Here is a 12,383-nt window from a genome sequence, read left to right as displayed (position 1 = left end):
ATGCGTAAGTTAAGCATCGTTTGCCTGTCGGCCTTAATGGCTTTGCCTACTGTGGCTGAAGAAACAAAAAACTTCGAGCTTACTCCATTTGCAGGATATCGCTTTGGTGGCGATTTTGATTATGGTGAAGAAGATTCAACCACTCGTTTGAAGTTAGAAGAAACAACGAGTTTTGGTTTGTTAACTTCTTGGAAGTATGATCTTAATAGGCAAGGAGAGCTGTTAATTAGTCATTATTCGACAAATTTTTCTGAGCACAGTGATTTTATTCCGACTAAAGATGAACTTGCCATCACTTATGCCCATGTTGGTGGCAATGTCACCGTATCAAAATCAAGCTTTGCTACGTGGCATGTTGCTGGAGGAATCGGCTTTACTCATATGTCGCCTCAAGATAATAAGTTAGACAATGAAACGCGATTCTCTATGAATTTAGGTCTTATTGGTAAGGTACCTGTCTCTGAAAATATTAGTTTACATTTGTCTGGACGACTCTATGGTACTTTTTTTAACTCAGACAGCAGCATCTTTTGTAATGAAGCTAACTGTTTAATATCAATATCGAGTGATTTATGGGTTCAACAAGAATTAGCCGCAGGGATTAGCGTAGCCTTTTAATTATTAATTAAGGTTTAGCATGCTTTGGGTTATTCAGGAACTTTTCATCTGTTAGCGATATTAAGAAAGCTAATAAATCTTGCTTGTCTTGTTCAGTCATATCAAAGCCCTTAACAAAAGGGCTTTTTAATGGGTTTTTTCTACCATCGCCAAGCAGCTTTCCTGAAGAAATATCTCTGCCACCTTGCGCGTAAAAATCTAACACTTCCTCTAAAGTAGCAATACTGCCATCATGCATATAGGGGGCTGACACTTCGATATTTCTTAAAGTTGGCGCTCTAAAGCGACCATTATCTCGGGCTAAAGTACTAATTTCAGCTAAACCAATATCTTTTTCAGGATAACTCCCATTAACATTATATAAACCAGTGTTATGAAAAGGTCGTCTATCTAGTAGCTGCTTTTCATGGCTAGTTGATTGGGTAAAATTAAAACCACCATGACAGTGATGGCATTCAAGTTTTTCTGAAAAAAATAAATTCATACCGCGTAAAGCGGAAGCAGAAAGAGCGTTGTCATCATTTGCGTAGGCATAGCGATCAAAAGGTGAATTGAGTGAGATCAAGCTACGGACAAAACTTGCAAGTGCTTTATTGATTTGATCAAAGCTTATCTCTTGTGGTGATTTTATTGCAAATGCTTGGGTGAACAAGGTGACATAGTGATCTGTTTGAAAACGTTGTAGCACCTCAGCTTCATGGTGAGTTATACCCAGCTCAATAGGATCTTCACCAAACATGGGTAGTATTATTTGCTGCTCAATTGAGGTTAGGCCATCGTGAGCCCAAGTGAGTGTTTTATTATAGGCAATATTAACGAGTGCCGGTGAGTTGCGTCTATGCTGCTCCCCAGTTGAACCGACTGAGGTTGGTAAAGACTCGGCAAAAGCGTTTTGTTGTAAATGACAAGAGGCGCATGATTGCTGCTGATTAGCTGAAAGCGCTTTATCATAAAATATAGTACGACCTAGCAATACTTTTGCTTCTGACATTGGGTTGTCTGAAGGTAGCTGTGGCTTTGGAAAACCATCAATTATATCCCATTGATAGGGCTGACTTTTCTCGACTTTAGAGCAAGAAACTATGCTTATCGTTAGTAATAGGGTAATTGCTATGTTGAAGGCTCTACTCATTATTGAGGCTCAATGCTTTTTCTAGTAATGGTTGAAAATAATCCATTCTCACCAGTTAAATTTTTAAGTAGCTGCTGACAGTGTTTATTCTCAGGAGAAGATTGACAGCTTGTTTCAGATGATAGCTTTAAACCGTTAAGTAAAGATGATAATTCAAATGAAACCTTATCATTTGGGTTTGAAAGCGATATTTGATAGCTATATCTATTAGGGTACATACATTCTTGCTTTGGTGCACGAAGAGGGCTGCTAGCTTTACAACCTACTGACCCTAAATGAAATAACCAATTATCATTTGTAGAAGCCATTTCTAATCGTAAAAACTTATGCCCTTTTTGCCACCCCCAAAACATTGATGGAATATTTAATGGGCTTTCTTGGGTAAGGGGGTTTAAATGATTGATTGCAAATGGCAGCCCTAAGGTGAAACGAATTTCAGTAGCTTTTTCGCCAACATTGGTTAAGTTTAGCTGCCAATTTTTTTGAGTGATATCTGCACAATATTCACCAAGTAAAGCGATTGACTCGGTTTGATAAGGTGATTTTTCTAATTTGGTTTTGCGCCACTGCTTATTTTCTTTAATTTCAATAGAGCTGATGAAAAATTGTAATTGTTCTATACGCCATTGTGTTCCATCAACAATAAAATTTTGATTACACGTTAGCACTTCGCCATTAAAGTGCGGTACGAACTCAATAGCGTTTAAATTCTGTACATTTGATTGTTTGGCATTATCACATGCGACAAGGAGAATAATTAAAGCTAATATTAAGAAGCGATAAAGTAAAGAAAAGAACATCAAATTGCTTACCATCAGTGAGTAATAGCAAGTACTATGGTATTGCTATATACATTATAAATTAACATTATTGTAACATCTACAATGTGATATTATAATAGTTTATTATCCAAACACAGGTGCATTACTTTTTTGCGCTACTATCTTATAAACTCAAATAGAAAAATAATGGAATATTATGCTTAATTTGCACCGTAAATTATCTACTCTGGCAATAACTGCAGGGCTTGTTTCTAGCTTTTTATCACCTAGCATATTAGCTCATTCAGAGCATGATAAAGCAAGGTTTGTTGCTGTAGAAGGACAAGATTCAGGTAAGTGTGACAATGTACTTCGCCCTTGTCAGTCTATTGCATACGCCGTGCAACAAGCTAACAAAGGAGATAAAGTTTTAATTTCAGCGGGTAAATATAAAATTAATTCGAGCGAAGAATTGTTTTATTTAAAAAGTGAAATAGTGCCAGTATTGGGCGGCTATAACCGGTTTGATCACTTTCAAAGCCAAAGTCCTAATAGCAATGTCACCACCTTGATGGGTGTACCAAATGAGCTTGTATCTGGCTTACGTAAGAAAGGTTTTTCAGTGATTGCTGATGGTAAAACCCATGACTTTCATGAAGCAGCTCAAGCGAAATTAGCTGCCTACAGTATGCTGAATCAGAGTCAAAAAAATCAAAGCTGTGTGAATAATATGGCTGGAGCTTTTGAGTGTAAAAATATAGATCTGCTATCTCATCTTGCTTTAAGCGACTTTTCATCTTCACCCAGTGCAGCCAATGATATTTGGGGACATGTAGATCTAAATGATGGCAGTGAGTACGCAATTATTGGTGTAAGTAATGGTGTCGCAGTAGTCAATGTAACTGACCCAAGTAACCCCGTTGAAGTGGGTACTATATCAGGTAAAACTGATATTTGGCGTGATGTAAAAGTATACCAATTTTTTGATGACACAATAAACCTATGGCGTGCCTATGCCTATGCAACAATTGATGGATCAAGTGATTACGTGACGGTTATTGATTTAAATCACTTACCAAACTCAATTAGCTTAGTAAAACGCAGTAAGGTTGTTGCACAAGCACACAATGTTTATATTTCAAATGTTGATCACAGCTTAAATACCGCATTACCAGGAAAAACTCCAAGCTTACAATTAACAGGGGCAAACACCTTTTCAGGTGCATTTCATAGCTACTCTTTAGAAGACCCTGAAAATATTAATCTATTAACGAATAACTCAGCAGGTAGTGGTTATACACATGATGGTGCGTCTCTTGTGATTACGGACGATCGAGTGAAGAATAACTGCCAATCTGATGCTGAATCTTGCATTGTTTTTATCGATTTTAATGAAAAAGAAATGAAACTGTGGGATATTACCAATGCGAAAAATGCCAAACTCTTGGGGAGTGCCGAATATAATGACGTAGCAAAAGCTAACCAATATGTGCATTCGGGCTGGGGTACTGAAGATCAACAGTTTATTTTTGTTCACGATGAATTTGATGAATACCGAGGTGGGTTAAACTCAACCGTACGGGTATTTGAAATTAGCGACTTAGCTAACCCACAACAAGTTGGTCAGTGGACAGGTAGTACAAGAGCTATTGATCATAACGGTTTTGTTCGAGGAAACCGTTACTACATGTCTAACTACGAACGTGGTTTAACCGTTTTAGATATTACAGACCCTGCCACACCAACAGAAATTGGATTTTTTGATACATTCACGCCTTCAGATAATGCCAGCTTTAATGGCGCTTGGGGAGCTTACCCTTATTTACCTTCGGGCAATATTCTTATAAGCGATATTAATAGCGGCTTATATGTAGTAAAAGATAACACGTTAGCTACATCGCAGGGCACTCTTTCATTTGAGGCGGCAACGGTTACAACAGAACAAAACCAAACCCTTATACTAAATGTAAACCGTGTAGGCAGTAATAATAGCGCCACCACTGTTTCTGTTGATTACGAAGTCTTTGAAGGAAGCGCCAAAGTAGGTAATGACTTTGCAGTAAGTAATGGCAAACTAACATGGCAAGCTAATGATAATGCAGCTAAAACTATTACTATTGATATTGCAGCCGAAGATGCCACGACAGAGTTTAAAGAATCATTTTACGTGCGTCTATTTAACCCAACAAATGGCGCAACGATTGCCTCGCCGACATATGCTACGGTGAATATTGCGGGTGAGATCGATACCGGTGCTGCTAGCTTTATTCAAAGTGAACAAACCTTTGCAGAAAATCAGCAAAATATCATCATTGAAGTTTCAAGAGACGGTAGCAGTTTAGGGGAATTATCAGTGAACTATTCTCTACAAGGAGATAGTGCAACAATTAATAACGATGTTGAGGGGGCAGCAGGAACACTCACATGGTTAGACGGTGATAATGCAAATAAAAACATTAGTATTGTATTAATAAATGATGACGTTGAAGAAGAAACAGAGAGTTTTTCAATCGTATTAGAGTCAACCGATAGCAGTAATTTAGGTGCTAATAGTAGCATCATTATTAACATTGCTGATGATGACAGCAATACTGCACCTGTTGTCGTTGCAGCTGAAGATTTCGAAGTAAATACAGGGCAAACAGTCAGTCTTTTAATATCATCAGCAACAGATGCTGAAAATGACGAATTAACTTACTTATGGGAACAATCAAGTGGGACTGATGTGACAATATCAGACAGCGATAAGCAATCAGCAAGTTTTGTTGCCCCTTCTCAAGCGGATGAATTAATTTTTACCGTTACAGCAACCGATGCAAAAGGTGCACAAAGTAGTGATAGTGTTACGGTTACCGTAGTTGATGCACCTGTTACTTTGCTACCAACGCCAACTAAATCAAGCAGTGGTGGTAGTATGAGTTACTTGCTTATTTGTATTCTCAGTATGACTTTAATTATGCGCCGAAGAGGAAAGGCCATTAAGTAACAACCTAAATCAATCTAGCAAAGTAATAGCATTGAGCAATTCACACTTAAGCTTTTACTTTGCTAATCGTAACTAAGCTTTTGTTTAATAATACGCCAATCAAACACAAATTAAGAAAAAATTATAATTCTGATAGTGACAATAAAAATAAAAATGCTTATACTGCACGCGCTTTAATGAAGAGCTTTACCCAAAAGCGATTGATTAAAGTTTTATTTATTCTACATAAGTAAATTTGGCCCCTTAGCTCAGTTGGTTAGAGCGCCCGACTCATAATCGGTAGGTCCAGTGTTCAAGTCACTGAGGGGCCACCACTTCTTTATATTTATATATCAATTAGTTACTTCAAGATTTTTCACGGGTCACATATAGGAAAATGTTTTTTGGACGCCTATTGGACGCTTTAGTGCTTCATCAACTGTTAATGCTTTTTAATCAATTATTGTCTATTATTTCTTAAACCAACAGGTGTTAATACTTACTGCTTCGCTCTGGTAAATATAAGGAAATGTATGCTGATAATTGAAATTGCTTTAGGGATTGTTCTTGCAGTAATAATAATAAATTATTGGCGAGATATTATTAACTTTGGTGTTGTAGCTATTATCGGCTTAGTTATTCTTTCAGTTTTATTTGGTATTGGTTATTTTATCTATGACGGCTGGGATTCAATTGCTCCTTTTCTACCCTTACTATTTACCATTATTTGCTTTGTAATCGGTATGCCATTGCTTTTTAAGGTAAGTGAATTTATTGAAAATGGACTATCAAAATATACAATTAAAGCGTGGAACTTAACTGGTGGTGAATGTATAGCAATATTACTCATAACTATCATGCTATCTGTAGGGTTATCTTTTCTATTTAGAGCCGTTATTATGAAGAACCCTCCTCACAATGAGCTTCCCATAGGTTTATGGCTAGTTTTTTTTGGTGGTCTCATTTATAAGAAAAACATGAAAACCATTAATAAAACTAGAGGACAAAGAATTATTAAAAGCACCTATGAAAAATAAATGAGTTAACGCCATTCGTTCTTGGTTTTTCCTATGTACTCTACCCCATGGTTATTGCCTAATAAGTAGCTCAGTTTTGCTAATTACTTATATATCACGTATACCTGACCTAAATGGTTTTATAGATAAATATTGATGACCTACAAGCATGAGTAAAATGCCAATCCCAAATGATAAATACCAAATATCCCAATAGTAATAAGAAGCTAGTCCTGCTAAAAAACCAATGTGTCCCCAATATCTTTCCTCTAGTTCTTCATACATTAATTTAGCTTCACATAAACGACGGTCTAATTCATCATTAGATAATTCCTCTTCACTTTCATAATCTTGATTAGCACATTTCTTTATCTCAGATCGGGTCTTTCTAGCTTTCCTAGCAAAATATAAAAAAGTAACAAGTATTATAAGAACGAGTAAAACATCAGCAATTATATTCATTTTTTGGATTCCTTTTCCATTTGAATAAAGACGTTAACAGTTTTGGTATAGTTAGGAGAATATAGGAAGGTGGTGCAAAAACCAACTGTAAACAATAAAATATTAGAGCCCTTAAACAGCCCGTATTTTTGCCGTATTTACGGTTAAATGCCTTATTAATGCCGTATTTTAGATGAAAACCTCTCACGCGTACTTGTGCTGAAATGCCCTTTTTATGGACTATAGAAATGCCCGCTTAAATAGCTTTGAGCTAAGTTATTGCGCTGATATTTCTGGAGTCCCCATAACCCACTATAACCGCTTCTTTGAAGCATTCTATAAATACTTCTTTCAGTCCATATATTGCCTACGCTACTAGTTAATTCATTTTTGTTTAATAATCGACATACTGTTTTGTAACTCGGTCGCCTATATGAACAGGTCAGCATACGTTCAATGCGAGCAATTATTATCTGATTGTGCTTTATTTGATTGGTACGTTTCATTGCAACTTGGCTTATCCATACTAAAGCATCATTAATTGGTTATATTGAGAGGCTATTTTCAATAACACCCTATGGTATATATAAGACTCTCCAATATGGGACAAGTCCAAAGACTAAAACAACCTGTTAGTACTCCAGTATGGTTAACTATTCAAAGTTTAAAACTATCTCCTACTCATATTTGAAGTACTAATAAGCATTAGCCGCTCATATTTGGTACTGATTATTTATGGTGGTTTGATATTTGGCTCGATGCTCCACGTTGATTTATCAGTTTTCCAATAGGACAAAGGAACAGGACTAGGCCTTACATTAATATCAAATTTACACTTAATAGGGGCGTCAATTCCGTTCCAAGTAATTGCAACTAATGTAGGATACCCTCTAACTTTAATTCCCTGTCTTGTAACAACTACAAAGCCAGAATGGACCAATGAAGCATAGGCTCTGTACAGTGAGCTTTTAGCCCAGTTTCGATCACGCATCAAGGCATAACAAGGAGATAGCATACCGTTATTACTTCCGTTGTATTGAATTAAAAGATCTAGTAAAAGTTTAACGGCTGGCGCTTTCAAATTAGCAAATTCATTACTAGTTGCTACATGATATGGAATACCAATAAAACGGCTTTTCCGCTTTTTCCTATCGACACTAGCCATTAATCACCACCAATATATTTTGCATTAATTTGTTCTACTTCTGGCGGCATTGCTTCGCTTAAACTGCTGTCTTGTTTTACGGCTAGTTCTATAGCTTCACTTGTGTTTTCAGCTTCTACAGTAAAATAGAAGGTTTGTTTTTGAGTTACTTCGATTAGATAATGGTTTCTCATTGTGATACCTTGACGATGTGGGCTAGTGGTTTAGCCGTCAAACTTCATCCACTAGCCGTTAAAAGAATGCTGCGTTGAATTAAGACTTCTTCGCAGTATTTTTTTGCTCATCATTTGCCGCAACACCTAAAGATAAAAAGAATTCTCTTTGTGCCTCAGTTAGCTCTTTAAAGGCTTTTGGCTCTCGAATACGCCCTTGTTTAGCTTGCTTGTGAGAGCGATCTTTAAGAATCCGTTTACGCTCTGTTCTTGCATCAGCATCTAGTTGTTTGTCGCCTGAGAAGTGTCGTTCATCTAGCTTTCTGGCGACGATTACACCTTGTTCATTCTCTATGGGTTTAATCAACCAATTGCAGTATCTATCAGCGCCTAAGTCCTGAATAGGTGATCGCTGATTACCATTAAAGAGTAACATTGCTTCACTTTCTTTAACTTCACCTAAAGCTAATAAATCTAGGTATTTTCTAGCGTTAGTTCCTAGTGGTGGGATTGCTTCATTTGGTGCTATAAATAATAGAATGCTCATATTAAGATTCCTCACTTACAGTGCAACGCTCAATATAAGCTTCAACATCTGCAAGTTTATATCTAATGCTTTTGTTTAGCTTCACCCAAGGCAGGTTTTTACATCCGCGCCAGCGTTGTTGTGCCAATGTTGATTCTTTTAATCCTAAAAGGGTTGCTGTCTCGCCTGCGGTAAGCAGTTTATTGTGATAGATATTAGTAGCCATAGTCTTATCTTCTGTAGTTGAGTTAAAATCTACAAAACATTATAAGAGCATGAAATATAATAAAAATTCTAAGGGATATGTTTTTATGAATTAGATCTAATTAAAAGGTCAATTTAAATTAGAGGGTTTCGCTCACCAACAAGAACATGTAGAACTTTCATAAGTGATTGTCCTTTTAGGACCGCATCTTTTCCTTTGATCTCCTGATACATATCTTCATCTTGAGAGGACCATTTTTCCATTTCCTTGATAGCATTTCTATATGTGACTTGAAGAGAGTTTATATTCTTATAATGTTTATAATAAGAGGATTTTTCGAAAAGCAATTCTAATGCTCCTTGCGCACCTTTACAGCCATTATTATTATATAGAAAATTAACATCGCTAATTAATCGTATTTTTTCAATTTTAGTTTTAGCACTTAGTTCACCTCTAACTGAGCTTATCCCCATAGCTTTTCTAGGGTTTTCATAGTTAGCGTTTTTTAGTCTCTCTAACAACTTTCCTATAAAAAACACTGTTTCAGGATCTACATCTTTAGGGCTATTAATTGCCTTATCGATAAACCACTCCAGCGTCATTTTTCTTAAGACATCCTGATTATCACCTTCCAAGAGATTCATTATATTTTCAAGTTTATCACTGTCTAATTGATTCATTTTTGATCTTCCTTAACTTGAGAAAGTTGAAATATTAATTCACGTTTTTGTTCTTCGCTAACACTCTGTAATAAGTCTTGAAGTGTCGCGTCTACACCTTGTTTTTTCTCTATTAAGCCAGCGTGTTCAAGTATTGATTGCTCAACACGTTTTGCAGGTTCCTGGAGTTCATCAGCCGATAAAACCACATAACCTGCGGTAACGTCATTGGTTCGCTTAATACGGTGATTTAACAGCCTTTTAAGCGTGTAACCACCAACACCGATAGATTCGGCAAGCGTGGCATAAGTACGCCTTAAATCGTGCCAATGGGCGATCAATTCGCTTTCATTATTTTGTTTAGTGGCGATGCAAATTTTTTCCAATACATACTTAGGTTCTTTAATCGCTTGCCCGTCTGCTTTGCCAACAAATACATAACGCGCCGATTCATCACGCTCAGACCAACAACGGATTAATATTTTTCTTAATGTATCTGTAATGGGTAACTCTAGCGGATCACCGTTTTTAGTTTCATCAATCCAAAAGTAACCATCTTTTAAGTTAACTCTCTGCCATTCAATGTTTAATACTTCTTGTTTTCTCAATCCTGTAAATAACGCAAACTCCACCGCGTCACAAACTGAACGGGTAAAGCGATCATATTCAGGATTATTGCGAACTTCATTTACTGCGGTTAAGTATTGTTTTAATTCAGTGGGCCTTATGCGAGTTTGTTTTCTTGGAACATGATTCCATTGACGTTTATGGGATAGGATTTTTACGGGGTTTTCGTTGAAGATAAATACATCATCAGTGCCGCGATATTCATATTTAGCAAAGTTAAAGATTGCACGTAATACCCTAGCCATTAAATCAGCCTGTGCTTTACTGCGCTTGCTTACTTGCTGGTGAATATAAGTGACCTCATCTTCATTCAGTTTTATCAGTGGCTTGTTCTGCCACTCTTTAAGGTAACAAGTGATGGTCTGTTTATAGCCTAATACCGTTTTATCTTTTAATGACTTGCTGGCGAGATAAGCATTAAATACAAAATCCAACGTTACCGCTTGGTTCTCATGTTCTTTGCGTTGCTCATTAGGGTTTATACCATTCTCAATATCAGACAGCACTTTGTAAGCTTTGTCTTTTGCCTGCTTTAAATTCATGGCTGGGTACTCGCCAATTTTAACGCGAATATCTTTACCGTTACGCTTGCGCCTAACTTGAAAAGTTTTTTTACTCTTAGTTATGCGTAGGCCAAAACCAGACAATGAAGAATCTTTATATTCTCCAAGCTCGGTTAAAGCTTTTATACGGTCATCTCTGAAAGGTAGTGAATTACTATTGCCCATATGCGATCCCCTGTTCAAGTCACATACAGGCATTATTCATGGCAAAATCTGGACGCTTCATGGACGCCTATGTTTTTGTGGACGCCTTATGGACGCCTTAAAAATAGATTTAACCTAAAAACAACAATAGCCCATAGATATTGATTTAATTGAGTTGTAGCGATATAGAGATAATAATATATTTAAAAAGAAAGAGCAAAAAAAGAACTCATAATCGGTAGGTCCAGTGTTCAAGTCACTGAGGGGCCACCACTTCTTTCTCCATACTTTTTCTATTTTACTCTTTATCTTCTTGTACCTTTGAGCATATAGTATTTACTTTTCTAATTAACTATTAAGCCGTAGGGTTTTTCATGATTGATTTTCGTTCAGACACGGTAACAATTCCTTGCGCTAAAATGCGTGCAGCCATGGCGAATGCGACGGTCGGTGACGATGTTTATGGTGATGATCCAAGTGTTAATGCTTTAGAAGCTTGGTCAGCAAAAAGACATGGCTTTGAAGCTGCCTTATTTTGCAGTTCAGGTACACAAGCAAATTTACTGGCATTAATGTCACATTGTGAGCGGGGTGATGAATACCTTTGCGGGCAGCAAGCGCATAATTATCAGTTTGAGGGCGGTGGTGCAGCCGTATTGGGTTCTATTCAACCCCAGCCTATTGCAAACGAACCTGATGGCACACTTTGTTTGAAAAAATTGAGCCAGGCGATTAAACCTGACGATTTTCATTTCGCGCGTACTAAATTAATCAGTATTGAAAACACTATTAGTGGCAAGGTACTACCTTTAGCGTATTTAGCGCAGGTAAGAGCGCTAGCTGATAATAAAGCCTTGGCATTACATTTAGATGGTGCTCGCGTTTATAATGCCGCTGTAGCACTTGATGTTGATATTACTGATATTGCTCAGTACTTTGACAGCATGACAGTTTGTTTATCTAAAGGGTTGGGTGCGCCAATTGGTTCTTTGCTATTTGGGAGTAAAGCTTTTATTTCTAAAGCAAGACGCTGGCGAAAAATGCTTGGTGGTGGCATGCGACAAGTGGGTATTTTAGCAGCCGCAGCTGAAATTGCCTTAAAAGAAAATGTAGAACGATTACACGAAGATCATTGCAACGCCAAATACCTTGCTGAACAATTAAATACAATAAATGGCATTAAGGTTGATTTAAGTTTTGTGGAAACTAATATGGTTTTTGCTAGCTTTGATACTTCACTCAATGTTGATGAAATTGCCAAAAAGCTATTGAGCAAAAGCATACTCATTAGTGCAGGGAATCCATTAAGGTTGGTAACACATTTAAATATATCTAAAGCTAATATAGATATGTTCATCAATGAGCTAAAGCAATTAATAAAATAATTCATAAAGTAACTGATTTTAAAA

General features: G+C 36.9%; 14 protein-coding genes and 1 tRNA gene. 5 read left to right on the top strand and 10 right to left on the bottom strand.

What is annotated here, in order from left to right; genetic code table 11:
• Complete coding sequence (locus D1094_RS06925) at nucleotides 1-618, top strand: outer membrane beta-barrel protein (RefSeq protein WP_118959365.1); 618 nt, start codon at nucleotides 1-3, stop codon at nucleotides 616-618.
• A gap of 7 nt (nucleotides 619-625) precedes the next feature.
• On the opposite strand, the gene D1094_RS06920 is transcribed toward D1094_RS06925, so the two are convergent.
• Together D1094_RS06920 and D1094_RS06915 are read right to left on the bottom strand one after the other, a co-directional pair.
• A complete protein-coding gene (locus D1094_RS06920) occupies nucleotides 626-1,750 on the bottom strand; it encodes an MbnH family di-heme enzyme (RefSeq protein ID WP_118959364.1) in 1,125 nt (374 codons plus the stop codon).
• On the bottom strand, nucleotides 1,750-2,550 hold the full coding sequence (locus tag D1094_RS06915) for an MbnP family copper-binding protein (protein WP_182440118.1): 801 nt from the start codon (nucleotides 2,548-2,550) through the stop codon (nucleotides 1,750-1,752). The genes D1094_RS06920 and D1094_RS06915 overlap by 1 nt, the downstream gene beginning before the upstream one ends.
• A gap of 178 nt (nucleotides 2,551-2,728) precedes the next feature.
• Here D1094_RS06915 and D1094_RS06910 point away from each other — a divergent pair, with 178 nt between their 5' ends.
• The 3 genes from D1094_RS06910 to D1094_RS06900 all read left to right on the top strand — a co-directional run bounded on the left by D1094_RS06910 (nucleotide 2,729) and on the right by D1094_RS06900 (nucleotide 6,513).
• Nucleotides 2,729-5,497: a choice-of-anchor B family protein gene (locus tag D1094_RS06910; RefSeq protein WP_118959362.1), complete on the top strand. Its 2,769-nt coding sequence runs from the start codon at nucleotides 2,729-2,731 to the stop codon at nucleotides 5,495-5,497.
• Between the two features lie 237 nt (nucleotides 5,498-5,734).
• Nucleotides 5,735-5,811 (top strand) — tRNA-Ile (locus D1094_RS06905).
• Between the two features lie 198 nt (nucleotides 5,812-6,009).
• Entirely contained in the window at nucleotides 6,010-6,513 is a 504-nt protein-coding gene (locus D1094_RS06900; protein WP_118959361.1) for a hypothetical protein, read from the top strand.
• Nucleotides 6,514-6,600: 87 nt separating this feature from the next.
• Here the strand turns inward: D1094_RS06900 and D1094_RS06895 are convergent, their stop codons facing one another.
• From D1094_RS06895 to D1094_RS06870, 8 genes are all read right to left on the bottom strand, one after another.
• Nucleotides 6,601-6,954: a hypothetical protein gene (locus tag D1094_RS06895; protein ID WP_118959360.1), complete on the bottom strand. Its 354-nt coding sequence runs from the start codon at nucleotides 6,952-6,954 to the stop codon at nucleotides 6,601-6,603.
• 212 nt (nucleotides 6,955-7,166) lie between these two features.
• On the bottom strand, nucleotides 7,167-7,382 hold the full coding sequence (locus D1094_RS19075) for a recombinase family protein (RefSeq protein WP_404851452.1): 216 nt from the start codon (nucleotides 7,380-7,382) through the stop codon (nucleotides 7,167-7,169).
• 284 nt (nucleotides 7,383-7,666) lie between these two features.
• On the bottom strand, nucleotides 7,667-8,098 hold the full coding sequence (locus tag D1094_RS06890) for a hypothetical protein (protein ID WP_118959359.1): 432 nt from the start codon (nucleotides 8,096-8,098) through the stop codon (nucleotides 7,667-7,669).
• Complete coding sequence (locus D1094_RS18610; protein ID WP_182440117.1) at nucleotides 8,098-8,271, bottom strand: hypothetical protein; 174 nt, start codon at nucleotides 8,269-8,271, stop codon at nucleotides 8,098-8,100. Before D1094_RS18610 ends, D1094_RS06890 begins: the two co-directional genes overlap by 1 nt.
• A 79-nt stretch (nucleotides 8,272-8,350) precedes the next feature.
• A complete protein-coding gene (locus tag D1094_RS06885) occupies nucleotides 8,351-8,797 on the bottom strand; it encodes a hypothetical protein (protein WP_118959358.1) in 447 nt (148 codons plus the stop codon).
• A gap of 1 nt (nucleotide 8,798) precedes the next feature.
• A complete protein-coding gene (locus tag D1094_RS06880) occupies nucleotides 8,799-9,002 on the bottom strand; it encodes a helix-turn-helix domain-containing protein (protein ID WP_118959357.1) in 204 nt (67 codons plus the stop codon).
• Nucleotides 9,003-9,115: 113 nt separating this feature from the next.
• Nucleotides 9,116-9,661, bottom strand: a complete 546-nt coding sequence (locus D1094_RS06875; protein WP_118959356.1) for a hypothetical protein — start codon at nucleotides 9,659-9,661, stop codon at nucleotides 9,116-9,118.
• Complete coding sequence (locus D1094_RS06870) at nucleotides 9,658-10,995, bottom strand: integrase family protein (RefSeq protein ID WP_182440116.1); 1,338 nt, start codon at nucleotides 10,993-10,995, stop codon at nucleotides 9,658-9,660. The genes D1094_RS06875 and D1094_RS06870 overlap by 4 nt, the downstream gene beginning before the upstream one ends.
• Nucleotides 10,996-11,348: 353 nt before the next feature.
• Here D1094_RS06870 and ltaE point away from each other — a divergent pair, with 353 nt between their 5' ends.
• The gene (gene ltaE, locus D1094_RS06865; protein ID WP_118959354.1) at nucleotides 11,349-12,359 is read left to right on the top strand and encodes a low-specificity L-threonine aldolase; all 1,011 of its coding nucleotides are present in this window, start codon (nucleotides 11,349-11,351) and stop codon (nucleotides 12,357-12,359) included.
• The last annotated feature ends 24 nt before the right edge of the window (nucleotides 12,360-12,383 follow it).

The organism is Colwellia sp. RSH04, assembly GCF_003545765.1.
GTDB lineage: Bacteria > Pseudomonadota > Gammaproteobacteria > Enterobacterales > Alteromonadaceae > Colwellia.
This window is presented reverse-complemented; position numbering and strand designations above follow the sequence as displayed.